The organism is Aeromonas rivuli, from assembly GCF_000820045.1.
GTDB classification, from domain to species: Bacteria; Pseudomonadota; Gammaproteobacteria; order Enterobacterales; family Aeromonadaceae; genus Aeromonas; species Aeromonas rivuli.
The window spans coordinates 70108-95901 of sequence record NZ_CDBJ01000042.1; the positions used below are offsets into that span (position 1 = coordinate 70108).

General features: G+C 62.9%; 24 protein-coding genes. 3 read left to right on the top strand and 21 right to left on the bottom strand.

Annotated features, from left to right (window positions below):
• Positions 1-13 precede the first annotated feature (13 nt).
• From BN1130_RS08180 to BN1130_RS08200, 5 genes are all read right to left on the bottom strand, one after another.
• Positions 14-2221, bottom strand: a complete 2208-nt coding sequence (locus BN1130_RS08180; RefSeq protein WP_042041348.1) for a chemotaxis protein CheA — start codon at positions 2219-2221, stop codon at positions 14-16.
• A gap of 19 nt (positions 2222-2240) precedes the next feature.
• Positions 2241-2567, bottom strand: coding sequence for an STAS domain-containing protein (locus BN1130_RS08185; protein ID WP_042041349.1), 327 nt, complete (start codon positions 2565-2567; stop codon positions 2241-2243).
• Positions 2568-2579: 12 nt separating this feature from the next.
• Positions 2580-2948, bottom strand: coding sequence for a response regulator (locus BN1130_RS08190; RefSeq protein ID WP_042041350.1), 369 nt, complete (start codon positions 2946-2948; stop codon positions 2580-2582).
• A 9-nt stretch (positions 2949-2957) separates the two neighbouring features.
• Positions 2958-4136, bottom strand: a complete 1179-nt coding sequence (locus tag BN1130_RS08195) for a methyl-accepting chemotaxis protein (RefSeq protein WP_042041352.1) — start codon at positions 4134-4136, stop codon at positions 2958-2960.
• Positions 4137-4406: 270 nt separating this feature from the next.
• Positions 4407-5504 (bottom strand): ketoacyl-ACP synthase III, encoded by a 1098-nt coding sequence (locus BN1130_RS08200; RefSeq protein ID WP_042041353.1) that lies wholly within the window; start codon positions 5502-5504, stop codon positions 4407-4409.
• Between the two features lie 263 nt (positions 5505-5767).
• On the opposite strand from BN1130_RS08200, the gene BN1130_RS08205 reads away from it, so the two are divergent.
• Positions 5768-6688 carry a LysR family transcriptional regulator gene (locus BN1130_RS08205; protein ID WP_042041354.1) on the top strand — a complete coding sequence of 307 codons (921 nt, stop codon included), beginning with the start codon at positions 5768-5770 and terminating at the stop codon, positions 6686-6688.
• A gap of 175 nt (positions 6689-6863) precedes the next feature.
• Positions 6864-7472: a LysE family translocator gene (locus tag BN1130_RS08210; protein WP_042041355.1), complete on the top strand. Its 609-nt coding sequence runs from the start codon at positions 6864-6866 to the stop codon at positions 7470-7472.
• A 14-nt stretch (positions 7473-7486) separates the two neighbouring features.
• Here BN1130_RS08210 and BN1130_RS08215 read toward each other — a convergent pair whose 3' ends face one another.
• The 6 genes from BN1130_RS08215 to BN1130_RS08235 all read right to left on the bottom strand — a co-directional run bounded on the left by BN1130_RS08215 (position 7487) and on the right by BN1130_RS08235 (position 13258).
• Positions 7487-7804 (bottom strand): DUF2938 family protein, encoded by a 318-nt coding sequence (locus tag BN1130_RS08215; protein ID WP_232301957.1) that lies wholly within the window; start codon positions 7802-7804, stop codon positions 7487-7489.
• A 65-nt stretch (positions 7805-7869) separates the two neighbouring features.
• Positions 7870-8346: a methylated-DNA--[protein]-cysteine S-methyltransferase gene (locus BN1130_RS08220; RefSeq protein ID WP_042041356.1), complete on the bottom strand. Its 477-nt coding sequence runs from the start codon at positions 8344-8346 to the stop codon at positions 7870-7872.
• On the bottom strand, positions 8343-9968 hold the full coding sequence (locus BN1130_RS08225) for an AlkA N-terminal domain-containing protein (protein ID WP_084218166.1): 1626 nt from the start codon (positions 9966-9968) through the stop codon (positions 8343-8345). The genes BN1130_RS08220 and BN1130_RS08225 overlap by 4 nt, the downstream gene beginning before the upstream one ends.
• Positions 9969-10181: 213 nt before the next feature.
• Complete coding sequence (locus BN1130_RS08230) at positions 10182-11663, bottom strand: carboxypeptidase M32 (RefSeq protein WP_042041357.1); 1482 nt, start codon at positions 11661-11663, stop codon at positions 10182-10184.
• Positions 11664-12061: 398 nt separating this feature from the next.
• Entirely contained in the window at positions 12062-12238 is a 177-nt protein-coding gene (locus tag BN1130_RS21620) for a DUF3149 domain-containing protein (RefSeq protein ID WP_084218167.1), read from the bottom strand.
• Between the two features lie 138 nt (positions 12239-12376).
• Entirely contained in the window at positions 12377-13258 is an 882-nt protein-coding gene (locus tag BN1130_RS08235) for a TraB/GumN family protein (protein WP_042041359.1), read from the bottom strand.
• Positions 13259-13351: 93 nt separating this feature from the next.
• Between BN1130_RS08235 and BN1130_RS08240 the strand changes: the two genes are divergently transcribed.
• Complete coding sequence (locus tag BN1130_RS08240) at positions 13352-13684, top strand: DUF1904 family protein (RefSeq protein ID WP_042041360.1); 333 nt, start codon at positions 13352-13354, stop codon at positions 13682-13684.
• 82 nt (positions 13685-13766) lie between these two features.
• On the opposite strand, the gene BN1130_RS08245 is transcribed toward BN1130_RS08240, so the two are convergent.
• The 10 genes from BN1130_RS08245 to ltnD all read right to left on the bottom strand — a co-directional run bounded on the left by BN1130_RS08245 (position 13767) and on the right by ltnD (position 25685).
• Positions 13767-14594: an SDR family oxidoreductase gene (locus BN1130_RS08245; RefSeq protein WP_042041361.1), complete on the bottom strand. Its 828-nt coding sequence runs from the start codon at positions 14592-14594 to the stop codon at positions 13767-13769.
• A gap of 96 nt (positions 14595-14690) precedes the next feature.
• Positions 14691-16094 (bottom strand): OprD family outer membrane porin, encoded by a 1404-nt coding sequence (locus BN1130_RS08250; RefSeq protein WP_042041362.1) that lies wholly within the window; start codon positions 16092-16094, stop codon positions 14691-14693.
• A 499-nt stretch (positions 16095-16593) separates the two neighbouring features.
• Positions 16594-18522: a methyl-accepting chemotaxis protein gene (locus tag BN1130_RS08255; protein ID WP_042041363.1), complete on the bottom strand. Its 1929-nt coding sequence runs from the start codon at positions 18520-18522 to the stop codon at positions 16594-16596.
• A 71-nt stretch (positions 18523-18593) separates the two neighbouring features.
• Positions 18594-19487, bottom strand: a complete 894-nt coding sequence (locus tag BN1130_RS08260; RefSeq protein ID WP_042041364.1) for a DMT family transporter — start codon at positions 19485-19487, stop codon at positions 18594-18596.
• Between the two features lie 149 nt (positions 19488-19636).
• Entirely contained in the window at positions 19637-21139 is a 1503-nt protein-coding gene (locus BN1130_RS08265) for a GntP family permease (protein ID WP_042041365.1), read from the bottom strand.
• Positions 21136-22086: a D-erythronate dehydrogenase gene (gene denD / locus BN1130_RS08270; protein ID WP_042041367.1), complete on the bottom strand. Its 951-nt coding sequence runs from the start codon at positions 22084-22086 to the stop codon at positions 21136-21138. Before denD ends, BN1130_RS08265 begins: the two co-directional genes overlap by 4 nt.
• Positions 22087-22131: 45 nt before the next feature.
• Entirely contained in the window at positions 22132-22914 is a 783-nt protein-coding gene (gene otnI, locus BN1130_RS08275) for a 2-oxo-tetronate isomerase (protein ID WP_042041368.1), read from the bottom strand.
• Positions 22911-23543: a 3-oxo-tetronate 4-phosphate decarboxylase gene (gene otnC, locus BN1130_RS08280; protein WP_042041370.1), complete on the bottom strand. Its 633-nt coding sequence runs from the start codon at positions 23541-23543 to the stop codon at positions 22911-22913. The genes otnI and otnC overlap by 4 nt, the downstream gene beginning before the upstream one ends.
• On the bottom strand, positions 23536-24786 hold the full coding sequence (gene otnK / locus BN1130_RS08285) for a 3-oxo-tetronate kinase (RefSeq protein ID WP_042041372.1): 1251 nt from the start codon (positions 24784-24786) through the stop codon (positions 23536-23538). Before otnK ends, otnC begins: the two co-directional genes overlap by 8 nt.
• Entirely contained in the window at positions 24783-25685 is a 903-nt protein-coding gene (gene ltnD, locus BN1130_RS08290; protein ID WP_042041374.1) for an L-threonate dehydrogenase, read from the bottom strand. Before ltnD ends, otnK begins: the two co-directional genes overlap by 4 nt.
• Positions 25686-25794: the final 109 nt, after the last annotated feature.

Sequence of the window (25794 nt, forward strand, 5' to 3'; positions counted from 1 at the left end):
GGCTTGCTCCTATTCAGTTGATACTCGATGGGGACGGAACATGCCCCGCGCCCAGGTGGCCCAGCTGATGCAACTCCCGCTGGATGGCCGACTGCATCAAGGCGGGGATATCCAGGATCAGGGCGATGTCGCCCCCTCCGAGGATGGAGGAGCCGCTGATGCCGCGCAGATGGTTGAACAGTTTGCCGAGGGGCTTGATGACGGTTTGCAGCTCCCCCAGCAGTTCGTCCACCACCAGTCCGGATTTTTGACCGCCATGGCTCACTACCACTATGTTTTCCCGTCGTCCCGGCTGGCTCTGGATGTCGAAATGCTGTTGCAGACGAACGAAGGGCAGCACCTCGCCGCGCAGGTTGATGTAGTCGCGTCCCAGGGTGTCTTGCAGTGCATCCTCGGTCAGCTCGACACACTCGATGACCATGTCCAGGGGGATGACGTAGTGAGCGCTGCCAACCCGCACCAGGAAGCCGTCTATGATGGCCAGAGTCAGGGGCAGGCGGATCCGGACCAGGGTGCCCTTGCCGGCTTCGCTATGCAGCTCGACGCTGCCACGCAGCGCCTGAATGTTGCGTTTGACCACATCCATGCCGACCCCGCGCCCGGATAAATTGGTGACGGCCTCGGCGGTGGAAAACCCCGGCTCGAAGATGAGCTGGTAGATATCCTGTTCGCTGAGTTGTTGCCCCGGGACAATGATGTCGCGTTCCAGGGCTTTCTTGAGGATCCGCTCCTTGTCGAGCCCGGCGCCATCGTCCTGGATCTCGAGGACTATGCTGCCGGAGTCATGAAAGGCGTTGAGGGTGAGGATGCCCTGGTTCGGCTTGCCAGCCTGCTGACGGCGCTCGGCCGATTCGATGCCGTGATCCATGGCATTGCGCACCAGGTGCATCAAGGGATCGCCAATCTTCTCCACCACCGACTTGTCGAGTTCGGTATCGGCCCCCGAGATGCGCAGGGTGATCTCCTTGCCAAGCTCCTGGCTCACGTCCCGTACCACCCGCTGGAAACGGTTGAAGGTCTCGCCTATGGGCACCATGCGCAGGTGCAGGGCGCCGTCGCGGATCTCCTCGACCAGCATGGCGATGACAGAGGTCGCCTCCAGCAGCTGGCTGTCGCGGGAACGCTGGGCCAGCAAATTGGCACCCGAGCTTGCCACCACCAACTCGCCGACCAGGTTGATGAGGTCATCCAGTTTGTCGGCGTGTACCCGCACGAAGCGCTGTTCCTTGTTCTTCTGCTCCTTGCTCTGGCTCTGTTTCTTGAGGGCGGCATCGACCACCACCTCGTCCACGGCGCCCTGGGAGATGAGTATCTCGCCGAGTCGGGCATGGGGGGCCTGCCCAGGATGATCCTGCAGACGCAGGGCCGCCTCCAGTTCGACCTGGGTGAGGGCCCCTGTCTTGACCAGCAACTGGCCCAGCATCTCGTTGTCTTCCGGCAGTGCCTCGATCAGCGCCAGGTACTCTTCCAGCTTGCTGTGGGGAGGCAGTATCAGGATCTGGCAGTCGTCGCGCACGAATTCGAACACCTCACTGATGCTATCCTTGCTGGCGGTGGAGTCGAAGTCGATTTCGTAACCGAGGTAGCAGTTCTCGGGGTCGAACCCTTGCCAGTCGGGCAGGGCCATGGTGATGGTCTCTATCGCGACTATTTCCCCCAGGGTGGCGAGGTAGCGCAGAAACGAGGTGGGCTCCATGCCGTGTCTGAACACCTCTTGTCCAAAACGCAGGGAGATATGCCACAGCCCGGTCATGGCCAGCGGACCCTGGTCTTGCCGCTCGACGGGGCTGGGTTGGCTCCTGGGGAGCATTGCCAGGGGGGCTATATCATCCTGCTGATAGATTTGCAGGCGCTCACGCAGCGCCCCATCCTGGGCAAGCTCGGCCGGCCCAGGAGCATCCCCCTGTTCGACCACGATATTGACCAGCAGATTGATGTGATCGCAGCTCTCCAGCAGCAGCTTGATCAGCTCGGCAGAGATGGCGAGCCGGTGATTGCGCACCTGATCGAGTATGTCCTCGACGATGTGGGTAAAGCCTATGATGGGGGCCAGCCCGAACAGGCCAGCCGAGCCCTTGATGGTGTGGGCGGCCCGGAATACGGCACCGATCAGTTCGTCATCATCCGGGGTCGACTCCAGGCGCAGCAGGGAAGATTCCATCTCTTCCAGCAACTCCCGTGCCTCGACAAGGTAGGTTTGTAGCGCCTGATCCAGATCCATGCTCGGGCTCCTTGTCGGTCTAGTCGTTGAGGGTGTAGCGCAGCAGAGTGGGATCGCCGAAGAAGCCGGAGAGGTTGCACAGCTCTATGGCATCGAGCACGGCCTGACTGTGAAACAGCAGATGCAGGCTACGCCCCTTGGCGTGGGACGTTTGCTTGGCGGCGATCAGCAACTGCAGGCCGGCGCTGTCTATTTCGCTGACACCGGACAGATCCATCTCAATCTCTTGCGGCTGCTCCAGCCATTCGCTCATCTGTTCCTTGAGTTCGCGGGCATGGTAGATGGTCATTTCTCCCTCCAGTTTCATGGCGATCTTGTCTGACACTCGTTCGGCATGTAGCGGCATAGGCACCTCTGACTAAGGCATGATGAGTTTGGCGACGGCGGCCAACATCTGTTCCGGTTGGAACGGCTTGACGACCCAGGCCTTGGCCCCGGCTGCCTGCCCTTCCTGCTTCTTGCTGTCCTGGGATTCGGTGGTCAGCATGATGATGGGAGTGAACTTGTAGCTGGGCAGCTTCTTGGCCTCCTTGACGAAGCTGATCCCGTCCATATTCGGCATATTGACGTCACTGATGATGAGGTTGATCTTCTTGCCATCGAGTTTGCGCAAGGCATCCCGACCATCGCAGGCATCGATGACATCGTAGCCAGCGGTTTTGAGAGTCATGCCGACAACCTGACGAATGGTGGCCGAGTCATCCACGATCAAGATGGTTTTTCCCATGCTTAGCTCCTAAAAAAAGGTGATGTCAGTGTCTGTTTTCTGTGCGGCGGCGTGCTTGCCATGGTGGATATTGCGCTGTTCGTCGGTGGCATAGGAGAGCTCCATGTCCGACAGCCAGCGCTCGGCATCGATGGCGAGCCGTTCATGGGCTGGAGCCTGTTTCGCCGCAATGAGGTGGTCAGACAGGCTCTCCATGTTCTGGCGAACATGGCTGAGGATCTGGCTGACCCTGTCCTGGAACTGGAGAGAGACGATGACGTCAGATATCTCGGCATGGATGCCGCTGCTCTCGTGTTGCAAGAGGGCCGCAGACTCGGCCAGGCTGGCGGTGGCACTGCGAAAGCGGGTCAACACTTGCTCTATGGATTGCTCCGAGTTAGCAACGGACTCGTGATCCTTGGTTGCCGCCAACTCGGCTATCTGGAGCACCTGACCAATGCCGGTGTTGATGGTATCGACCTTGCCGGACATCTTCTTGGCCGTCTCACTCGACAAGTGCGACAGGGTGCGGACCTCGCCGGCAACCACGGCGAAGCCGCGACCCGCCTCGCCAGCCCGGGCCGCTTCGATGGCCGCATTGAGGGCGAGCAGATTGGTTTGGGACGCTATCTTGGCCACATCCAGGGCCATGGCATTGAGCTCCTGGGTATAGGCGGTGAGCCCCTTGATCTCCGCCAGCATGGCGTCCCTGTTCTGCTGGGCCCTGTGCATGCTGGCCAGCACGGCATTGAGCTGTTGCTGACTCTCGGTCAGCACGGCGGCCATGCCTTGCGAGTTTTCACCGGCCAGGTCCCCGGCTGCGTGATGGGACGCGGCGACCGCCTCTTCGAGCTTGGTGGAGATGCCGACGAAGCGTTCGGTGAGGCTGATCATGGCTCCCTCACTCTGCTGGCGGGAGTTCTCGATCTGCTTGGTCCAAATGGGGACGGCCTGTTCGCAGACCTGCTCCAGTCCAGCCAGGGCAGGCGCCACCGCAGGTTGCAGGTTCTCAGGGGCAGGTTGCTGTGCGCTGGTCTGGTGGCGACTGAGCCAGATGCCAGGGATCAGAGCCAATGCCAGGTTGAGGGCCAGATAGGGATAAGGTATCCCCTGGGCCTGGATACAGAGCAGGATCCCGTTGATCACTGCCATGGTGAGCAGCCAGAAGAGGGGCGCCCGACCGGGGAAGATAGCGTTTTGTTTTGCCATACGTGAGCTCATCCGTGAACACGAGGGGAGCAACCGGTACTTATTTAAGGGCTGGGAAGCACAAGCAAAGGCCATTAATAATCGATTGCTCAGTAATGGTAGCTCAAAAAGAAAAAAGGCAAGGGATCAGCAAGATAAAGTGTGGAGAGGGGATGAACCGGGGGAGGGGTGAGGCAGAGGATGGCACTGGGCCATCCTCTTATGGAACTTATCTTCGTGAAGGAGCGCTTGCAGAAAACCCGCGACTGACGCTCGCAGAGTAGGGCCTCGCTACGACGCGGATCCTTCCGGGCGAGCGGCCTGCTGGCAACCCGCGACGGCATGGGCAATGAGTTCAAGGCCCGTCTGCTCGCAAGGGGGGAGCTCGGCATCACAGTGGCGAAGTGGGGTGACCCTGTCCCCCCACTTGATGAGGGCGGCCCCCCAGGTCAGGCCTGCGCCGAAGGCGGCGGTGAGCAGCCAGCTGTTGGGGGCGACTCGGCCCTGCTCCAGTGCCTCGCACAGGGCGATAGGGACTGTGGCAGCGGAGGTGTTGCCATAGTTTTCGATGTTGATCATCACCTTGTCCATGGGGGCATTCATGCGCTTGGCGAGGGTCTCTATGATGCGGATATTGGCCTGATGGGGCACCATGAGGTCGACCTGCTCCGGGCTGATATTGGCCTGGGCCAACACGGCGCCGATCGCCTCACCCATGCCACGTACCGCGCGTTTGAAGATCTCCTGACCTTCGAAGTTGAAGGTGAACAGGCCATCAATATCGGCGAAACGGATGCGATCAGTGCCAAAGTTCGGGATGTGCAGGATCTCGCGCGCCTCGCCGTCACACCCCAGCTTGTTGGCGATGAGCCCCGCTTGCTGGGGGCTTGCCTCGACCACCACGGCCCCGGCGCCATCACCAAACAAGACGGCAGTGTCCCGCTTGGCCCAGTCCAGCAGTGTGGTCAGGCGTTCGGCGCCTATCACCAGCACCTTCTTCATCATGCCGGTCTGCACCAGGGCGGTGGCCACCGAGAGGGCATAGACAAATCCCGTACAGGCGGCATTGAGGTCGAATACGGCGGCATTGTGCGCTCCCAGCGCTTGCTGCACCGCTGAGGCACCGTTCGGTACCAGCGTCCCCGGGGTGGCGGTCGCGAGTATGATGCCATCGAGTTGGTCGGCATCGAGACCGGCACAGGCCAGGGCGCGACGAGCGGCCAGGGTGGCGAGGGCAGATGTGCTGACATGGGAGACTCGGCGGGCCTTGATGCCGGTGCGGGAGTGGATCCACTCATCCGATGTTGCCATGATGGTGCAGAGATCGTCATTGCTCAGCACTGCGGGGGGCAGGCATTTTCCCCAACCTGTGATATTGGCGTAATTCATGGTGTGACCACTTGTCTGAGGGCCCTCAATCGGGCGAAGCATGAGGCGAAAAGTGGCGCAATTATGGCGTAATGGCCGGGATCTGTCATCCAGTGGTCATACCGGGGGGGCATGGGGATGAGGAGCTGCGTCGGGTTGGATTACCGGTTGCAAACTGTTGCAGGTGCTTGAGGTCGTTGGCTATTTCGGCTCGGGTTAGGGAATGACGCCGCCCTGGATTAAGATGGACTTGGCCGACAAGGAGTGCGCGCGTGACATCAAGTATGAACCCCAATCTGAACCTGCTTCCCACCCTGAAAGTGCTGCTGGCAACCCGCAATCTCAGCCGGGCGGCGGAGCTTTTGCATCTGAGCCAACCGGCTATCAGCAAGCAGCTGAGCCAGCTTCGGGAGGAGTTTGGCGATGCGTTGCTGGTTCGGGAGGGACAACGCTGGCTGTTGACGCCAAGGGCCGAGGCCCTTGCCGTGGTGCTGGGAGAGTCGCTGGCCGGGATCGAGCGGCTCTATACATCCCCCATCTTTGCCCCCGTCGACTGCGAGCGGGTGTTCAAGCTGGCCTCCTCGGACTACGTGGCTCAGTACATATTGCCGGATATTTGTGCCGAACTGGCCCGACAGGCGCCGGGAGCGGCGCTGGAGTACAACCTGTGGGACAAGCGTCAGTTACCCGAATTGTGGCAATCCGACCTGGATCTCGTGTCCACCATCACGGATCTGGTACCGGATCAGATCCGGGGTCTGCATCAGGGAGAGGACCAGCTGGCGGTGCTGATGGGACGCCATCACCCCCTCGCCGGGCGAGCGCTCAGCCTGGAAGATTACCTGGCCTGGCCCCACTTGCAGGTGAGTGGCGGCGGCGATAAAGACAGCCCGGTGGAGCAAGTACTGGCCCCGCAGGGGTTGACTCGGCGTTGGTTCGCCCGGGTCCCTTTTTTCCAGGCTGCCCTCGAGGTCTTGCTGCGCACCGATTGCCTGATGACGACTCCGGCACATATCGCCTGGCAGTTGAGCCAGCGCCATCAGCTCTGTTTTGTCTCACTGCCATTTCAGACAAGTTTCCAGCAGTACCACCTGATGTGGCACCAGCGTCACCATCAGGATCCGGCACATCGCTGGTTTCGCGAACTCGCTTTTCCTTTTCTGAAGGAGCATCTGCAGCGCACCATGAGGGCCAGCCGGGCCTGATCTTGGCGCCCGGCGCATCCGCCAGTTGCGGCTACCGCCCATGCATCGGGTGCTGAACTGGTGCGACCCGATCCGCTATAGCCATGGGTTATGGATTCTATTCATAACTTTCACTACTGGCATGGTGGGTATGGCGCTACCTTGACCAGCACTATGGGTTTTCGGAGTCACTGATATGGAATTGACAAGCTGGTTGGCCCTCGCTGCCATCTGCGTGATGGGCGCCATCAGCCCGGGGCCCAGTCTGGCATTGATCATCCGCAATACGGTACAGGGTGGGCAGCGGCACGGGGTGGCGACCGCGCTCGGCCATGGTCTGGGGGTCGGGATCTATGCGCTGATCACCGCCCTCGGCCTCGCCATCCTGATCACTCAGACCCCGCTGCTGTTTGATCTCATCCGCTATGGCGGCGCCGTCTTCCTCGCCTGGCTCGGCATCAAGGCGCTGCTTGCCAAACCCCAGGCCACTGGCGTCGAAGCGGGTGAGCATCAGAGCCGGGGCCGTCAGGGGGCCTTCGAAGGGTTCATGGTTGCCTTCCTCAACCCCCAGCTTGCCATCTTCTTCCTGGCGTTGTTCAGCCAGTTCGTCCACGCCGATACCGGTTGGCGGGAGGGGAGCATCATGATGCTGACCGCCGGTGGCATAGACGCGCTCTGGTATGTGCTGGTGGCCCTGCTGCTCTCCCGTGGCCCCGTGCTGGCCTGGCTCAAGGCCAAATCCTCCGTCATCGACAAACTGAGTGGCCTGGTGCTGCTGGGACTGGCGCTGAAAGTGGTGCTCTGATCCTCTGTTGAGGCTCATACCCAATGAAGCAGTTTTATCGCCCAGCCTGATGCATACAAGCCAAGACCGAACACCCCATGGGCGATGAGACTCTGGATCCGGGCAGAGGTCGGGTGCGTTGTGCGGGAGGCGGCGATGCCGGCGCCCATGCCCGGCTGCATGAGCAGGAAGGGCGCCACGACGGTACCAATGCCAATGATCAGTGCCGGGCCCAGAGTGGGAGCCTGATTCCAGGATCCCCCCCAGATGCCAATCAGCAGTGCGGCGAAGGCGATACCTGTCAGGTAATGGGCCATCCATCGGCGACAGCTCGGCACGGGGTCATCTGTCACTGACGATCTCCCTGGCTCCTGCCTGTGCAACGAGGTCGGAGCCAGGGGGATGATGCTTCAATGCGTTAACTATCTATCCCCTCCAGCTTGAGCAGCGCCCGCTTGATCGCCAATCCCCCCGCATAGCCGGTCAGGCTGCCATTTTGGCCTATCACCCTATGGCAGGGCACTATGATGGAGAGCGGATTGCGGCCGTTGGCGGCGCCCACGGCGCGTACCGCCTTGGGCCTGTTGATGCGGCGCGCTATCTCCCCATAGCTGCAAGTCTCGCCATAGGGAATGTCGCGCAGCGCCAGCCACACCGCTTGCTGGAACTCGGTTCCTTTGGCCGCGAGTGGCAGGGTGAACTCTTGGCGCTCCCCGGTAAAATACTCGCGAAACTCCGCCAGATAGGGGGCGAGGGCTGCGGCATCTTGCTGCCACTCATCCTGGATGGCCAGGGGGCGTTCACCTTCCAGAAAATCCACATGACACAGACCCTGCGCATTGATGGCAATGAGCAAAGGACCGCAGTCGGTGGTCAGCAGGTCGTAACGGATCATGATGTTGTCTCCGGGTTGTCAGGGGTTGCGGCGGTCGGGGCGCGCTTGGGCCGTTTCGGCCTGGGGCCACTCTCGATGCCAAGCAGTTCAGGGGCAACGCTCATGGCGTGCCATAACCAGCTGGCGGCGTAAGCGCGCCAGGGGTGCCAGGGGTGACTGCGCGTCTCCATCTCGGGAACCGGCAGCTTTTGTCCGGCGCCGAGCGCCTTTTGCAACACGAGATCCGAGGCCGGAAACGCATCCGTATCGCGACCGGTGCGCAGGCGCCAGTAAGCAATCGTCCAGGGGCCTATCCCGGGAAGGGCGAGTAACGCCTCATCACAATCCCCCTCCAGCACCAACGCGCCGCTCACCATGGCGGCGGCGACCCCTTGCAGCGTGCGAATGCGGCTGCCGGGCATGCCGATGCCATCGAGATCCAGTGCGCACAACTGTGCCGGGGTCGGCAGCGCCGCCTCGCCAAATTGTGCCTCGGTGCGAGCCACCAGCCGCCCCATGATGGTAATGGCCCCCTTGACCGATACCTGCTGGCCGACGATGGCGCGCAGCAGCACCTCATAATCACTCCAGCCCGCGGGCAGTCGCACGCCAGGGCTGTGCGCCGCGAGGCTTGCCAACAGCGGATCCCGGGTCAGATGTGCGCTTATCTGCCCCAAATCTGCATCCAGATCCCACATGCGCCGCACCCTGTGCAAGATGTCCGGCAGGGCGCGCAGCGCCACACCGCTCAGCGTCACGTTCAGGCTGTGGCCCAGGCCCGGCTCGACGCGGATCCACCCCTCACTGCCCTGAACCCGGTGGCGTCGCTCGTAAAAATCCGCTCCGGCTCGCTCCAGCCCCGGGATGGCGCGTAGCCGATAAAATGCCAGCATGGCGTGCACATCATAAGGGGGCCGGTAGGCAAGGCGCAGCGTCAAGGTCGTCTCCTCCTTGAGCTCGGGAAGGGATGGGTGAGAGGAGGCGGCCCGCTGGGTGCGCGGCGCCATACCATAGGCGTGTTGCCAGGCATCATTGAAGCGGCGAATGCTCGTGAAACCGGCCGCGTAGGCTATCTCGGTGATCGGCAGGCGGGTATCGGCGAGCAGGCGCTTCGCGAGCAGCAGACGCCGTGTCTGCTCTATCTGCATCGGCGCGGCGCCGAGATGCTGTTCGAACTGGCGGCGCAGCGTGCGCTCGGTGACGCCGAGCGCGCGAGCGAGTTGCGCCAGGGATTGTTCGGCGAGCATGCCACTATCTATTGCCCTGAGCGCGCGAGTCAGTACCTCAGGCAGCACCTGCTGTAGGCCGGGGGCAAGCTCGGGGCGACAGCGCAGACAGGGTCTTAGCCCGAACTGCTCCGCATTCGCGGCGCTCTGGAAATAACGCACGTTGCGCTCAAGCGGCGCGCGCGCCGGGCAGATGGGACGGCAATAGATGCCGGTCGACAGCACGCCGGTGAAGAAGTGGCCATCGAAACGCGCATCGTGCGCCAACCGCGCCTCCAGACACTCGGCACGACTCAAGCCGATGCGGGCCTGCTCGTGCGCCTCGGCATGATCCGTGCCCGGTGCGACCCCCTCGCTCACCACATGGGCGGTGGTGCTGGCGGAAACGGCACGCTTCGCGGGATCTGAACTGGCCATGACGCGGCTCCTGTGACTTTGCGGCAGCACGAATATTGCCTTGGGAATAGGGTGGCGAGGGTGGGGGATGGCCCCATCACTCGCGTTTGCTAGAGGCAGAGTAAGCGGGGTCGTGGGCGGATACTAGCCAGGATCGGACAGCAATATAAAAAAACAGACGCCCGGGGGCGTCTGTGTTGGCTGGGCCTGGCTCAAGGTGGTTGGGCGTGCACATCAGCGCAGGTAGCGTTGCTCGAGGTGTTTACGCAGCCATTGCGGGTTCAGCGCCTCGCCCGTTGCCCTGGCGATCAGCTCGTCCGTGTCGAACGCGCTGCCGTGTTGCCACAGGTTTTGCTGCAACCAGCCGAACACCTCGGCGAGTCGCCCCTGGGCAACCAGGTTGCCCAGGGTTTCACCGAGGTTGCGCTCCAGCGCGAAGCGCAGCTGCGCCGCGTACATGGCGCCGAGCGTGTAGCTCGGGAAGTATCCGAATGAGCCATCAGTCCAGTGGATGTCCTGCATGCAACCATTCTGGTAATTGTCCTTGGTCGACAGGCCGAGCCACTGCTGCATCTTCATATCCCACAACGCGGGGATGTCTGCGACCTCGATGCGACCCTCGATGAGATCGCGCTCCAGCTCGTAGCGCAGTATGACGTGCGCCGGGTAGGTCACTTCGTCCGCATCGACACGGATGAGGCCGGGTTCGACCCGCTGGTACAGTTTTTCGAGATTCGCGGGGGCGAGGGCGGCCTGAGTGCCGAAATGGTGCTGGATGCGGGGGGCGATCAGATTCAAGAACGCGGGGTCATGGCCGAGCTGCATCTCGCAAAACAGGCTCTGGCTCTCGTGGATACCCATGGATCGCGCCTCGGCGACCGGCTGACCGAGCAGATTGCGTGGCAGACCCTGCTCATAACGGGCGTGGCCCGTCTCGTGCACTATGCCCATCAGGCTGGAGACGAACTCCTGCTCGTTGTAGCGGGTCGTGATCCGCACATCCGTCGGCACGCCGCCGCAGAACGGGTGGCTGCTGACGTCGAGGCGGCCGTGGGCGAAATCGAAGCCGAGCAGTGCCATCACCTCCTTGCCAAGTGCCTGCTGGGTGGCGATGGGGAAGGGGCCTTGCGGGGCAAGCAGCTCGTCACTCTGCTGTCGTGCGCTCACCGTCTGGATGAGGTTCGGCAGCCAGGCGCTGAGATCGCCGAAGATGCCATCGAGTCGTGCGCTCGTCATGCCCGGCTCATAGAGCGCCAGCATGGCGTCATAGGGACGGATATCAAGCGCCTCGGCGCGCAAGGAGGCCACTTCCCGCGACAGGGTCACCACCTCCTTGAGGTTGGGAGCAAAACCGGCCCAGTCGTTCTGCTTGCGCTGGCTGCGCCAGGCGTGTTCGCACTTGCTGCCGGCGAGCGACAATGCCTCGACGAGATCGCTCGGCAGCAGGCTCGCATCTTGCCAATGGCGTTTTATTTCGCGCAAGTTGGCGCCTTGCAGTTCGTCGAGCGGCTCGCCCTCGGCGGCGGCAATCCAGTCTGCTATCTGAGGCGCTGTGCGTTTGCCATGGATCAGCACCTCCAGCTCGGCCATGGCCTCGGCGCGGGCCTCATTGCCCCCCTCTGGCATGACGGCGGCCTGATCCCAGCCGCAGATGGCGCCAAGGTGTGCCAGACGGTGCAACTGCTGTTGGTGCTGTGCAAGCTTCTGATATGACATACAGGGTCCTTGTTATTGTGTTTGGGTCCTTGCTGCCCGTGGGCAGCCCCGTTCCTGGCAAGGGCGGGCGCCCTGATGCTAGCATCGGCCCGGCGCCCGGGCCAGCACCCGCCTGGTCAGTCATCGGTGTTCAGGGGTCGTTGCCTGCCGGTCATCCCTGGCTTAGCCCGCCATCGCATCGGCATGCTGGCCTGCAGGCTGTCACGCTCAGCGACGACGGATTGAGGAGGCTGCGCGCTCAGGGATGGCAGGTCATCGCCATCGCAACACAGGCCTGACAATGGTGCAGCCATCAGGCGGCGCGGCGCATGTCCCTCGTGGCAAAGAGGCAGTAAAACGGGCGCCTTGGCGCCCGTTTTACTCTGGATATCATTTTATTGCGGATATTTGGGACGGGTTCAGTGGTGGGACGGCTTGGTATCTGGCTGCACCTCCTCTATCGGGGGCTGCGCCTTGTGTACCTTGTAGATGAAGTAGCCGGCATAGAAGCTGATCAGGGCCGCCGTCACCAGTATGACCAGCATGGACATCCACCCCACCGGGTGACCAAACATCAGGTTCAACCAAAAATCCATCTCATCTGCTCCTGCCATCCATCGATGACAGGCATGATAGATACCCCTTTAGAGGGCAGGAATGATCTCGATCAACTCCCATGTCGCTTATTTAATCGACGCTGACTTCTGTGATCAGACTCACGAGCATGGTTGCACCTAGCCCTGGATCCTGGCCTCGGTCAGGGCATCAATGCGCCAACCCGCGCCTTCAAGCAGGGCCAGCAGTCCCTGGTCGCCATAGAGGTGCAGGGCGCCGACCACCACGAAACTCTCGTTTGGCAGCTTGCCCAGACGAGTGAGCCAGTTGTGGTTGCGCTTGGCGAGCAGGGTCTGTTCCAGCCACTGTTGCAACTCGGGAGGGGCCATGTCGGCCTTGAGCAGAGCAATCAGCTGGCCCTGATCGCCATCCTGCCACGCCTGGAGAATGGCGGCGAAGCTGGCATCGAGTTCGGGCAGCTCGTCCAGGGTGGCACTCAGCATCAGGTCTTGATGCTCTGCCACGCTCGCGAGGTAACCGAGCTGTTCGGTGAGACTCTCCAGCCCCTGTATGGGCTTGCCGCTCTTGGCGGCCAGGGTGGTGAAGTGCTGATCGATGCCGTATTGACCGCTAAACGCCGTCTTGGCGAGGGCGCTCTGGGTCAGGGTGATGGCGGCAAACCAGGGTTGCAGCGCATCCAGGCTCCCATCCGGCAGGCCTAACTGTCTGGCCGCCACTATGGTGCGTTGATAGAGCGCAGGTTCTACCTGGCTGGCCAGGGTCTGGCCGCTCGGCAAGCGCGTCAGACTCGCCATCTGTTGCCATTCGCTGCTCGGAATATTCTGCATGTCGACCTCGACGACCAGGGCCCGACTCTGGGCCCAGGCGCGCTCTATGCTGGTCGGCAGGGGATAGATGCTCGCCTCGGCGGCATGGATGGAGCCGAGCAGCCAGAACTGCTGGTCCCCCTTGCTCAGCTGATAGAAGGCGGGTTCGGCCAGCAGTCTTGTTGGCAGCAGCAGCCAGAGGAGCAGGGGCAGTAGCAGGCGAGGGGTGGGCATGGAACTCCTTAACGGTGGGCAGTTTGCACATGATTCATGGGATGGCTTGGGTCTATGATAAGGCCTCATCACTATCAGCCAAGAGGTTTTCCCATGCCCCATCTGCGTTTTCGCGCCGTCGACATCGAGACAGTACAAGGGATCAGCACTCGGCTCGTTGCCGATCTCTGCACCCTGACCGGCGGTAAACCCGAGTTTGTCACCCTGGAGTGCCTGACTCATCCCTTCGTGCGCGACGGGGCGCAGGCGCGGGGCAACCCCTTCGTCGAGCTGGTCTGGTTTGCCCGCCCGCAGGCGCAACAAGATGAGGCGGCGGCGCTCATCACCCGCCATCTCAAGCAGGCGCTGGGGGAGCAGACCTATGTGGTGGTGCAGGTGTTGCCCATCGACAAATCAGCCTACTACAGCAACGGCGAGCATTACTGAGGGTGTCACTGTGCAGGAGCCGCACCGACCTCGGTTAACCACGGGCAATGGCCTGTTCCTGTCTACCCCAGGCTGACGGAGATCAGGCGGATTTGGCGAGCAGGGCGTCGAGCCAGCGACTCGGCAGCAGGCGGCGCAAGATGGCAAACAGCTTGGTCGGCAGCGTCACCCCGTAGCGATGGCGGGGGCGCCGGCTCCCTAGCGCATGGAGCAGGGGCGGCACGCACGCCTCACTTGGCAGGGTGAAGCGCCCGCTTGGCCCCTCTTTCTCCAACCTGGCGAGGGTCAGGCGATAATCCCCTTCATGGCGACTGCGGACCGAGCCCAGGTGATGCAAGAACGCGGCGCGGGCATTGGCGCGAAAACGGGTGTCGATAGGGCCTGGCTCAATCAGGCTGACCTCGACGCCGCTGCCCCTGAGTTCGAGGCGCAGGGTGTCGGTGTAACCCTCAAGGGCAAACTTGCTGGCGTTATAGGCGCCGCGATATTTCATGGCAACCAGTCCCAGCACAGAGCTGTTTTGCACGATGCGGCCCTCGCCTGCGGCCAGCATGCTTGGCAGCACCTGGCGAATGAGATGATGCCAGCCGAACAGATTGGTCTGGAATTGCGCGCGCAGGGCAGGGGTCGGCAGATCTTCGATGGCGCCGGGCTGGCCGTAGGCACCGTTATTGAACAGGCCATAGAGGCGGCCTCCGGCCAGTTGCATCGCCTCGCGGGCGCCAGCCTCAATGCTGGCTTCATCATCGAGATCCAGCCGCACCGCCAGCAGACCTTCCCCTTGCAAACGTGTCACGTCTTCGGGGCGTCTGGCCGAGGCGATGGCCGTGAAGCCGGCAGCGCCGAGGGCCCGGGCGGCGGCCAGGCCTATGCCGCTGGAGCAACCGGTGATCAGCACGAAACGGGACATGGCACTCTCCTTGGGAAGGGAAGGTGCCATAGTAGCGCGCAACCCCATAAAACAAAACCGGGCCAATTGGCCCGGTTTTTCTTTATGGTCAGCAACTTACAGAATGGTAAACGGCATGATGATGTGGAACTTGACGTCATGCTCGGAGGTGAACATGTTCGGGTAGTACCAGCTGCCCTTCTCGTCTTGTTCGTTGTTGTAATCGGTGTAGTGCAGTTTGAACAGGGTGCCTTTCAGCTTGCCGTCTTGCACTGTGTACATGACGTCGAAGTTGGCGGCCCACTCTTTGCCGTCTTCATCCAGGCTCTTGTCGCCATTCTGAGCGCCCCAACCATAGGCACCGGAGACACCGACGGTCCAGCCAGGGGCGCCGACCAGGTCATCCAGGGAGCGAGTCACACCGGCAAACAGGGCGATCTCGCCGTTCTCGTTCCAGTCGGAGCGGGAATCCCACCAAATCTCGTTCGCACCCTGGGAGTTGGCATAGCCAGTGGTCAGACGGGGCAGGTAGTTACCCAGGTCACCATCAGCCTTGGTGTACAGACCCTCGGCACGGAAGCCGTAAGGACCCATGGCCCAGCTGGCGGTCAGCGCCTGTTGCCATGCCAGACCGTCGTAGTCGTCGTTGTCGGTGTTGGAGCCGTAGAACTGGTAGCTGGTGTTCAGGCCACCCAGTACGTCAAATTTGTGGGCCAGCTTGAAGTGGTAGCTGTCCATGTAGCCTTGGGATTGACCGAAGGAGCCAGTGACCGCGGTGCCGCCATCGAAGGTGTAGCGAGCGGCCAGACCGTGGATGTAGTCGATGCTGTTTTCGTCATTGAAGGCGACATCGCTGCCGGCATACATGGTCTTCTTGGAGAAACCAGCGGTTTCCTTGAACCAGGGGGCCTTGTATTCGTCGGCAATGGCGTAGGTCAGGTAGAGACCACCGAAGTTACCCTCGATCTGGCCACCACGGTAGGTACCGGGTTGATAGGACCAGTTGACGCCCAGGATACCCGGTACGTAGAGCTGAGTCAGACCACCCTTGGCGGTGATGGCACCGTCCATGAAGCGCAGTTTCAGCGCCGCGTTGGAGAGGCTGAAGCCACCCTCGGGCACGCCGTCCATCTTGTCGCCCCACTTGGTGCCGATGAAGGAGAATTCGTTCTCCTCGTTGACGCCGTTGCTCTCGTCGACAGACAGGTCATAGGCACCGAAACCACCCACATCGATACCGACCACATCCCAGGCATGGCCGGAGTTGTAGTTCAGGGAAATCTGGGAGGTGGCGTGGGCCAGGTTATCGTGGTACTTGCCGTCACCGGCGCCCTCTTTACGGACACGGTCACGCTGGAAGTAGAAGAGACCGCCGTTGAGCTTGCCCTCTTCGTAGAATTTGCTGGCAGCCGCTTTGTAGGCGGGGCTGACTTCATCGGCAGCCAATGCCAAACCGGGGGAGAGCAGCGCGGCGATGACCGCAGTACTCAAGGCAGCACGCTTGAAGATCACTTTTTCCATTTTAAATTGCTCCTGATTATATGGACTTAGCTTTTTTATCCGGCGATCTGGCATCAGGCCGTCGCACGGTATTGGCATTGCAATCAAAACCCTGAAGGGCAAAAAAAGACGTTTCTCTCGCTGTTCTGCCTCGATGTCTTGGCTCATCAATCGCGAACAGTGCTTGGCTCTGTACAACTTTTATTTTTTGTGTACCGACCTTGGCGGATCGGATAAGGCAAGAGTACGTTCGCGGTGCGAAATATCAATTAAAAGTTCCCGCCAAGTTTCAAAAATATGACCGAGTGCAAATAAATGTATCATTAAGGGGAAAGTCGCTCAGGCGGCGGTATGACTGGCACGATAACGTTTTCAGATGTAATTGTGTCGCCCCGGTGCGGTGGCAGGCGGCTTGTGCCGAACTTTGTATGTTAACCAGTATTTAACAGTTAATTTTGTGCCGCAAAAAAAGCTCGCGCGAGGCGAGCCGAATAAAATGAGCGGCGCTGGCGCCGGTGATTCAGGGCTGATGACCGAGGATCTTGGGGATCTGCCCTGCCTGATGTTGTATGTGCCCCGAGACCTGGACCGAGAGCTGGCTGACCTGATGGGCATGCTGGCTGATCTTGCCGATCAGTGCCGCGAAGGTGGCGAGCTTGCGCTCCTGGCTCTTGGCGTTGTCCGCTCCCTGCAGGGCGATGACGGCCGTGCTGCGCGCCATGTCCCGTACCTGCTGGGTGGTCTGGCGCAGTTGCTCGGCCTGCTGGCGTTGCTGGGCCGACTCGCGATGAATGCGGCCAAGGACTGCGGTGATCTGCTCTCCCGAGCCGGTGAGGCGCTGCAATATCTCGGTGATCTGGCCAAGGGAGCGCTGGGTGTCGCCGGAGAGGTGGCGCACCTCGTCGGCCACCACGGCAAACCCCCGGCCATGCTCCCCTGCCCGGGCCGCTTCGATGGCGGCATTGAGCGCCAGCAAGTTGGTCTGCTGGGCGATATGGCCAATCACATCGACGATGGCGGTGACGTCATCGACGGAGCGGCGCAGTTCGGTCAGGGCATTGCCACTCTCATGGATAGCCTGGCCGGTCAGCTCGGTCGCCTGCAGCATGCCTCCCACCAGTTGTTCACTGTCTGTCATCGACTGTTCGTTGTGCTGGGCATGGAGGGCGATATCCGCGGCCACCTGATGCACCTCACTGGCGAGCAGGTTCAGTTCGTTCATCATCAGCTCCCCTTCGTCCACCGCCTGCTCAGTGGTGTGAGTGCGCTGGTGGATGTCCTGCACCTGACTGACCATGCCTTGCAAACTGAGGGAGACCGCCTCGAGCTGGCCCTCCTTGTGCGACTGTTCCTGCTGCTTGTGGGCGAGCAACCGGTTGTAGCTTGCCACTATGTCGGCCAGCTCGTTACGCTCGCGCCCCTGCCGCAAGGGCTCGGCCAGGCCGGTCTGCTCGAGCTGGATGAAGGCGGCGCGCAACCGATGCAGAGGGCCGACTATCCAGCGCCGCTGACACCAGGCGAACAGCAGCGCGGTCATGACCAGGGCGAGGGCCAGGCTGCCCAGCACTGTGGCCAGCTGGCCATTGACCTGCTGGCGCTCGGCGCCGAGGGCATCCCCCATCCGGGTCAAGGCGGCGAGCATCTTGTCGAGATCCCGATTGACCGCCTCGCGGGCCGCCTCTTGCCGGGCCAGGGCCTGCTGGCTGTTGATCAGCTCCTGAGGGTAGCGACGCAGCAGGCTCTGCAACTCGTTGCGGGGCTGCTGGCCCAGATCGCGCCGCTCGGGCTCGCCCAGGGTGAACTCCTCTTCGGCGGGAGCCGCCTCGAGCAGCCCAAGCAGCGGCAGGGCGGCCAGCGCGTCGGCCTGGCGGCTCAGGCTGGCGAGCTCAAACTGCAGGGCTTCTAATTGCTGGGCACTGCCCTGGGCCATGTATTGCTGGCGCAGATGAATGAGGTGGGGCAGGGCGGCGAGCATGTCCGCGGCGCCCTGGCGATAGGCGGCCGCGCTCGGGGCATCGCTGCCTTGGCCGTAGCGCAGCAGCATCTTGGCCTGCTCGGTCAGCTCGCGTTCGGCATTTTGCAGCAACCCCTGACTGTTGCCGGAGAGCTTGCCGGCGGCGAGATAGTCGCTTGCTATCTTCTTGCCCATTAGCTCAAGCTCGGCTCTGAGGGGCATGGTCTGCGGGCTATCCAGGTGATCCAGCTGATTGAGGGCCTGGCGGCGCGCCCCTTCGGCACTGGCGAGACGCACCGGATCACCGCTGGCGAGATAGTCGCGCAGTGCCCCTTGCAGGGTGCTGGTGAGCCGCTGGGCGAGGCGATCATGCTGATGCTGGTTGGTTTCGCTCACACTGAGCTGGCGCCAGCCATAGCCGAGGGCTGCGCTGAGCACGCTGGCGAGCAAGATCAAAACCAGTGCTGCGAGGGCGGAGTAACGGGAGATATTCACCAAAAGAGTCCTGCTTGAACGACGAACGGCGTCAGCTTAAGCAGGCTTGATGGCAGTTTGATGACAAGGATTCAGGGGGTTGCGTTGGGCAGGAGTGGCTCATGTTTGGCCGGGCTGGCCTTGAGACCGAGCAGGGCGCCCCCCAGGATCAGGGTGCCGGCCAGCACGTGGCGCAGGGTCAGCTCCTCCCCATTGAGCCAGACCAGCAACAGGGTGCTGAGCAGTGGCGTCAGGTAGGAGAGGGCCCCGATACGGCGGGGATCCCCGTCCCGCAGCGCCAGATACCAGGTGACGAAGGCTGCGCCCATGGGCCCAAGGGCCAGGCCTGTGATGAGGGCCCAGTCACCGGTTGGTATGGTCGTCAGGGGCAGGGGGCCTTCCAGTTGCCAGGCCATCAGCAGGGCGAGCAGGCCTGCGGGCAGGCAGGCGGCCGCGACCATGACCGCCGGGGCGGCGGGCAGGCGCCGTGACAATACCGAATAGCCGCCCCAGATGATGGCGGCGCCCAGGGCCAGCAGATAGCCGGGCAGATAGGCATATTGCAGCTGCAGCTCGCCATTGACCATTACCAGCACACTGCCGGCCAGCCCCAGCAGCCCCGCCAGCAGGTGGTGACCCTGCAGGGGATGGCCGGGCAACAACAGCGGGGTGAACAGTATGATGAACAGCGGCCACAGATAGTTGATGAGATTGGCCTCAAGCACGGGGGCGTGGCGAAAGCTCATAAACAGCAGCAGGTGATAGAACAGCAGCGCGGTGATGGTGACCAGCCAGGTGACGGGGCTGGCGCGCCATTGGCGCCAGAATGGCAAGGCGCCTGCGCCGCAAAACAGCAGTACCAGGCCCACCAGCACCAGAGGTGACACGCTGGTGACTCTGGAGGTGAGGGCGGCCAGGGAGGCCCACAGCAAGATGGTGAGCAGGGCAAAACCGGTGGAGCGATCGCGCAGGGGCGAACCAGACATCTTCCAATCCTTGTGAGAGAAGCCAGAGAGGGGGCCAGTCTAGCAGACGGGCCCCCTCTCTCCTATGCCTGCCGACCTGGGGGTCGGGCAGGCTTTTTCATCCATTCATTCGCCGGTCTGTGATGCCAGGCGAGTTGCCCGAGCCTGACTCAAGGTTGACGCACCGGCGCCGGGCCAGGCAACCCCAGCGGCTGACGACGCACCCCCCAGATGATGAGGGCCAGCACCAGCAAGGGCAGCACGGGGTCGAACCAGGTGCCCCCCGAACCGAACAGCAGGTTGAGCAGGGCGACCCCGGTACCACCTATGGCCCAGGCGATGGTGGTCGGGATGGACCAGACGATCATCTGCTGCTTCACGTCCGAGATGCCCATCATGCGGTTCACGACCCAGAACAGGCTGTCGTTGAAGTAACCGAAGAAGAGCGAGCCCATGGTGGCGGCCTGGGCGGCGAGCAGCATGTTGACCCCGGGGATCTGCGCCAGTATGGGGGCCGAGATGGAGGCCGCCGTCACCATGGCGACGGTGCCCGAGCCCTGAATGAGCCGCACCAGGGTGGCGACGATAAAGGGGATCAGAATGGGGGAGATGGGCAGCCCCGCTATCTGTTCGGCGAGCTGGTTGCCAGCGCCGCTGTCGCGCAATACGGCCCCCAGGGCGCCACCGGCACCGGTGACCAGCAGAATGATGCCCGCGGACTGCAGACCCTCTTCGAGGCGCTCGGCGGTGGCGTGACGATCCAGGTGCGGCACTAGCGTATAGACGGCCAGCAAGACGCTGATGGCCAGCGCGATGATGGGGGTACCGATGAAGCCTATGCCTTGCACCAGCGGGTTGCTGCCGAGGGATTCAAACCCCTCGAACGTGGCCAGAGTGGTCAGCATCGCCTTGCAGAAGATGAGGACGATGGGCACCAGGATCGGCAGCAGGGAGAGGGTCAGGCTGGGCAGCACTTTGCCCTCCTTCTCCTTGAGATACTGCTCATAGGTGACTTGCAGCTCGTCCTGGCTCTTGATCGCCTGCTCGCCAAACTCCGGGTACTTCTTGTCGAGCCACTGGGCGTAGAGCACGATGCCGATGACGCAGGGCACCGCCAGGCACATGCCGGTCAGCAGCATGGCGCCGATGTCGACCCCGAACAGGCCCGCTACCCCGAGCGGACCCGGTGTGGGGGGCACCGTATGGTGAGTCACCACCAGACCACCGGCCAGGGCCACCCCCAGGGTCAGCAGGGAGCGCTTGCCACTCTTGGCCAGCGCCTTGGCGACCGGGAACAGGATGACGAAGGCGGAGTCGACGAAGATGGGGATGCTGACGATATAGCCGGTGATGGCCAGCGCCCACTCTTCCCGGCGTTTGCCGAGCCACTTGATGAAGCTGTAGGCGATCTGTTCGGCCGCCCCCGACACCTCCAGCAGGCGACCCATCATGACCCCGAGGCCGATGACGATGCCGATGCTGCCGAGGGTGGAGCCAAAGCCCTGGGTGATGACGGTGAGGGTCTTGTCGATGCTCATGCCACCGGTGACCCCGGCGATGCAGGCCGCGGCCAGCATGGCGATCAGGGCGTGAACCCGGGTGCGCAGCACCAGGAAGACCAGGGCAAATACCGCGATGATGAGCCCTATGATGGGGGTAGGTATATCGATCATGATGCCTCCTGCATGTCATGGGTGATAAAGCTGTCGATGATGTCGGCGAACGTCCTGTCCGCCACGAAGCCGAGCTCGCAAGCGCGGCTATTGTCGATGCGACCGGGCCAGCTCGCGACGATGCGCTCGATGGCGGGATCCGGCGTCATGGTGACCCTGTCCCGGGCGGCTTGGCCGCCGCTGAGGGTCAGGGTGGCCAGCATCTCGTCGACGGTGACGCTGATGCCGGGCAGGTTGATGCTGCGCCAATGCTTGGGGGCCTCCAGGGTGGCGGCGGTGAGGAAGTTGCTCACCACTGTCGCCGGGCTCGACAGCCAGAGTCGCAGGGCGGGATCGACCGGGCACTGGGTGGCTTCCCCCTGGAGTGGCTCGCGAATGATGGCGCTCACGAACGAAGACGCGGCGCGGTTCGGCTTGCCGGGGCGCACGCAGATGGTGGGCAGGCGCAGCACCAGACCATCCACATACCCCTTGCGGCTGTAGTCATTGACCAGCAGCTCCCCCATCGCCTTCTGGGCGCCGTAGGAGCTGGTGGGCGTCAGTGCTGTGCTGTCGTCCACCTGCGCGGGCAGGGTGCCGCCGTAGACCGCCAGGGAGCTGGTGAACACGAAGCGGATGCCGGGTCTGGCGTGGCGGCACGCCTCCAGCAGGGTGCGGGTGGTGTCCAGGTTCACCCGCCAGCCGAGATCGAAATCCTGCTCGGCATGGCTGCTGACGATGGCGGCCAGGTGATAGACGATCCCCGTCTCCTTGGTGATCAGGGTCTCGGCTACCCCGGGAACGGTGAGATCCCCTTGCAGGCAGTGCACCCTGGGATCGGGCAGCGGGCTCATCGGCATCTGTATGTCCACCAGCAGCAGTTCGCTGAAGGGGAGAGGTCCTTGCAACAGGGCTCGGGCCAGGCGCTGGCCGAGAAAGCCGCCGCCCCCCGTGATGATGATCTGCATCTTGTTATCCTCAGACTCGTTCGTGTGTGTGTCGTTCTTGTTGTGTTATTGCGACTGCCATTGCGTCAGCCAGCCAAGGCCCGCCTGGGTGCCAGCCTTGGGGTGGTATTCGCAGCCAATCCAGTCCCGGTAGCCGGCCCGTGCCAGTGCGGCGAGCAGGTGGGGATAGTGGATCTCCCCCCGATCCGGCTCGTGGCGATCCGGCACCGAGGCTATCTGGACATGGCCGATGGCCTGGCCGAGGGTGTCGATGAGCCGGGTCAGGTCTCCATCCATGATCTGGGCGTGGTAGAGATCGAGCTGGACCGCCACGTTCGGCCTGTCTATCTCCTCCACCAGCGCCAGGGCATCGAGCTGGTGGGCCAGGAAGTACCCGGGCACGTCCCGGCTGTTGAGGGGTTCTAGCAGCACCTTGATACCGTCCGCCGCCAGGTAGTCGGCGGCGTGGCGAATGTTGTCAATCAGCGTCTGGCGATGGGTGGCCAGGGAGTGGGCCGGATCAATCAGGCCGCTCATGGCATGCACCTTCTTGCAGCCGAGCGCCAGGGCGTAGTCACGCACCCTGGGCAGCTGGGCGCGAAACTCGGCCTCACGGCCCGGGATGGCGGCCATGCCGCGCTCCCCGGCCGACCAGTCTCCGGCGGGCATGTTGAACAGTGCCTGGGTGAGGCCATGCTCGCTCAACTGGCGGGCCAGCTCGGCGGCGGGCCACTCGTAGGGGAAGAGGCACTCCACGGCCTCGAAACCGGCGGCGCGGGCCGCCGCGAAGCGCTCGATAAAGGGCAGTTCGGTGAACAGCAGGGTCAGGTTGGCGGCAAATTTGCTCATGGCTTCAGACTCCTCAATTCGGCCACTTCGGACTCGCTCAGGTAACGGATGGGCTGACCATGGAGCAACAGGGCGAGGCGAGCCGTCTCTTCCAGCTCCTCCATGTTGTTGACCGCTTCCACCAGGTTCTTGCCCATCACCACGGGGCCGTGGTTGGCGAGCAGGAAGGCGCCCGCCTCCTGGGCGCGCCGCCCCAGCTCTTCGGCGATGCGGGCATCCCCGGGTTTGTAGTAGGGGATGAGCGGCAGGCTGCCGACCCGCATCACGTAATAGGGGGTGAAGGGGCGGATCACATTGGCCGGGTTCAACCCATCCAGGCAGGAGAGCGCGGTCAGATGGGTACAGTGCAGGTGCACCACCGCCTGGCACTCAGGGTTGTTGTGATAGAGGGCCAGGTGGAAAGCCACCTCCTTGGAGGGGCGATCCCCGTCGAGATGACGGCCATCCAGGCTCACCTTGGCCAGGCGGTCTGCCTCGAGGCGACCCAGGCAAGAGCCGGTCGGGGTGGCGATCAGGGTGCCATCCGGCAGCCGGGCCGAGAGATTGCCCGCCCCGCCCGTGGCATAGCCTCGCGCAAACAGGGAGGCCCCCAGCATGACCATGGTGTCGCGCAGTGATTGTTCAGTCATAAAAGAACTCCTGAGCGATGGAGAAGAAGCCCTCATCGCCGAAATTGCCTGACTTGAGTGCCAGGGAGAGGGGTCTGTCCGTGGCCCTGACCCAGGGCACACCCGGCGCTATCTGGGGGCCAATGTGGAAGGCGTTGATGTCGAGGGCCTGGGTGACCCGGCTCGAGGTCTCGCCACCGGCGATGATGAGGTTGCTGACCCCGGCGGCGACCAGTCGCTCGGCCAGGGCGGCGAAGCAGGCTTCCACCGCCTCGCTGGCGGCCTGAGCCCCATGTTGGCGCTGGATGTCGCCGAGGACCTCAGGGGTGGTAGTGGCGTAGATCAGGGGGGCCGGGCCTGGGCCCTGACTGAGCACCCAGTCGGCCAGTCTGGCCGGGTAGGTCGGGTCCTTGAGGCACTCCTCGACCGACAGGGCCAGGCTCGGTGCCTGTTCGCGGTAGTGGGCGACCTGGCGATTGGTCATCTGGGAGCAGGAGCCGGACAAGATGGCGCAGCGACCCGGCATGGGATGGCCCGACGCCCGGGCCGTTTCTGCCTGGCCCTGGCTAAACAGCCGGGCCAGACCGATGGCGAGCCCGGATCCACCGGTGACCAGCGGCCAGTCGCTGACGGCGGCGGCGATATCCAGCAGATGTTGCTCGGTCAGGGTATCGACCACGGCGTAGCGATAGCCATCTTCCCTGAGGGTGGTCAGGGCGGCGGCAATGGCCTCGGGCCCCGCCGCTATGGTGTTGAAGGGCACCAGTCCGGTACGCCCGCGACCCTGGGCATCCATCAGTCGCAGCAGATTGCTGTCGGTCATGGGGGTGAGGGGATGGTGGCGCATGCCGGATTCTGACAGGGGCTGGGGACCGACAAAGAGGTTGCCCTGATAGACGGTGCGGCCGTTGACTGGCAGTGAAGGGCAGATCAGGGTGAAGTCAGCGCCCAGGGCATCGAGCAGCGCATCCGTCACCGGCCCTATGTTGCCCTCGCGGGTGCTGTCGAAGGTGGAGCAGTACTTCTGATAGATGCGATCGCAACCCTGTTCGCGCAGCCAGGCGAGGGCGGCGAGGGAACTGACCACCGCCTCATCGGCCGGGCAGGAGCGGCTCTTGAGGCAGACTACCAGGGCGTCCGCCACGGGCAGCTCGGCGTTGTCCGGGATTCCCGAGAGCTGCAAGGTGGCAAGGCCGTTCTCTACCAGGAAGCCGGCGATGTCGGTGGCGCCAGTGAAGTCGTCCGCTATGACCCCGAGTTTCATTGGGCGGCCTCCGGCAGTTGAATGCCCGCGTAGGCCTTGATGACGGCACTGTCGTCCTCCTGGCCGTGGCCTGCGTTACTGGCGCTGAGGAACTGATTGAGGGCGGCGCTCGCCAGAGGCAGCGGGAAATTCAGTGCCTGGCCCTGCTCGGCGACCAGCTTGAGATCCTTGACGAAGATGTCCACCGCAGAGCGGGGACTGTAGTCGCCGCTCAGTACCCTTGGCATGCGATTCTCAAACATCCAGGAGTTGCCTGCCGCCTGGGTCACGACTTGATACATGAGATCCAGCGGCACCCCTGCGCGGCTCGCCAGCGCCATGGCCTCGGCGGCGACGGCGATATGTACCCCGGCCAGCAGCTGGTGGATGATCTTGACCGTGCTGCCCTGACCCGGACGCTCGCCGATGGCGAAGACATGGGCGGCTACCGCATCGAGCACGGGTTGCAGACGATCGAAGGCGGCCTGGCTACCTGAGGCCATCACCGTCATCTCGCCGGCCTCGGCCTTGATGGCGCCGCCGGAGACCGGGGCATCCAGCACCAGCAGGTTCAGGGCGCCGAGTTCGGCGGCGATGGCCTGTGCCTCTTCGCTGGCGATGGTGGCGCTGATCATGATGGCGGTACCGGGGGTGAGACGGCGAGCCAGCCCCTCTTCGCCGAGCAGGATGCGGCGCACCTGGGCGGCATTGACCACCAGCAGCAGCACGGCATCGAGGCGGTCTGCGATGGCATGGGCATCCGCGCCGACACTGGTGGCACCGGCGGCGGCCAGTCGTTCACGGGCCGATGAGTCGAGGTCTATGCCATGGGTGTGGAGCCCGGCCCGCAGGCAGGAGAGGGCGGCGCCCATGCCCATGGCGCCAAGGCCGATGACGGCAACCTGATAAGGGTGAGACATGCTGAGTTCCTCTATGAGACGGCGTATGGGCTCATAGTAGGGATTAATGACGGTCAAATATCAGGCTTAACTCACATTTTTTAACTTAATCGGTGTTATTTTTTGTGAT

Bases quoted from the DNA above. Each gene is read 5' to 3' on its own strand.
- BN1130_RS08205 (WP_042041354.1), top strand. From the start codon at position 5,768: ATGAACCCCAATCTGAACCTGCTTCCCACCCTGAAAGTGCTGCTGGCA.
- BN1130_RS08250 (WP_042041362.1), bottom strand. From the start codon at position 16,094: ATGGAAAAAGTGATCTTCAAGCGTGCTGCCTTGAGTACTGCGGTCATC.
- ltnD (WP_042041374.1), bottom strand. From the start codon at position 25,685: ATGTCTCACCCTTATCAGGTTGCCGTCATCGGCCTTGGCGCCATGGGC.
- denD (WP_042041367.1), bottom strand. From the start codon at position 22,086: ATGCAGATCATCATCACGGGGGGCGGCGGCTTTCTCGGCCAGCGCCTG.
- BN1130_RS08190 (WP_042041350.1), bottom strand. From the start codon at position 2,948: ATGGGAAAAACCATCTTGATCGTGGATGACTCGGCCACCATTCGTCAG.
- BN1130_RS08185 (WP_042041349.1), bottom strand. From the start codon at position 2,567: ATGCCGCTACATGCCGAACGAGTGTCAGACAAGATCGCCATGAAACTG.
- BN1130_RS08230 (WP_042041357.1), bottom strand. From the start codon at position 11,663: ATGTCATATCAGAAGCTTGCACAGCACCAACAGCAGTTGCACCGTCTG.
- BN1130_RS08195 (WP_042041352.1), bottom strand. From the start codon at position 4,136: ATGGCAAAACAAAACGCTATCTTCCCCGGTCGGGCGCCCCTCTTCTGG.
- BN1130_RS08210 (WP_042041355.1), top strand. From the start codon at position 6,864: ATGGAATTGACAAGCTGGTTGGCCCTCGCTGCCATCTGCGTGATGGGC.
- otnC (WP_042041370.1), bottom strand. From the start codon at position 23,543: ATGACTGAACAATCACTGCGCGACACCATGGTCATGCTGGGGGCCTCC.
- BN1130_RS08235 (WP_042041359.1), bottom strand. From the start codon at position 13,258: ATGCCCACCCCTCGCCTGCTACTGCCCCTGCTCCTCTGGCTGCTGCTG.
- BN1130_RS08225 (WP_084218166.1), bottom strand. From the start codon at position 9,968: ATGGCCAGTTCAGATCCCGCGAAGCGTGCCGTTTCCGCCAGCACCACC.
- otnK (WP_042041372.1), bottom strand. From the start codon at position 24,786: ATGAAACTCGGGGTCATAGCGGACGACTTCACTGGCGCCACCGACATC.
- BN1130_RS08240 (WP_042041360.1), top strand. From the start codon at position 13,352: ATGCCCCATCTGCGTTTTCGCGCCGTCGACATCGAGACAGTACAAGGG.
- BN1130_RS08260 (WP_042041364.1), bottom strand. From the start codon at position 19,487: ATGTCTGGTTCGCCCCTGCGCGATCGCTCCACCGGTTTTGCCCTGCTC.
- BN1130_RS21620 (WP_084218167.1), bottom strand. From the start codon at position 12,238: ATGGATTTTTGGTTGAACCTGATGTTTGGTCACCCGGTGGGGTGGATG.
- BN1130_RS08200 (WP_042041353.1), bottom strand. From the start codon at position 5,504: ATGAATTACGCCAATATCACAGGTTGGGGAAAATGCCTGCCCCCCGCA.
- otnI (WP_042041368.1), bottom strand. From the start codon at position 22,914: ATGAGCAAATTTGCCGCCAACCTGACCCTGCTGTTCACCGAACTGCCC.
- BN1130_RS08245 (WP_042041361.1), bottom strand. From the start codon at position 14,594: ATGTCCCGTTTCGTGCTGATCACCGGTTGCTCCAGCGGCATAGGCCTG.
- BN1130_RS08180 (WP_042041348.1), bottom strand. From the start codon at position 2,221: ATGGATCTGGATCAGGCGCTACAAACCTACCTTGTCGAGGCACGGGAG.
- BN1130_RS08265 (WP_042041365.1), bottom strand. From the start codon at position 21,139: ATGATCGATATACCTACCCCCATCATAGGGCTCATCATCGCGGTATTT.
- BN1130_RS08220 (WP_042041356.1), bottom strand. From the start codon at position 8,346: ATGATCCGTTACGACCTGCTGACCACCGACTGCGGTCCTTTGCTCATT.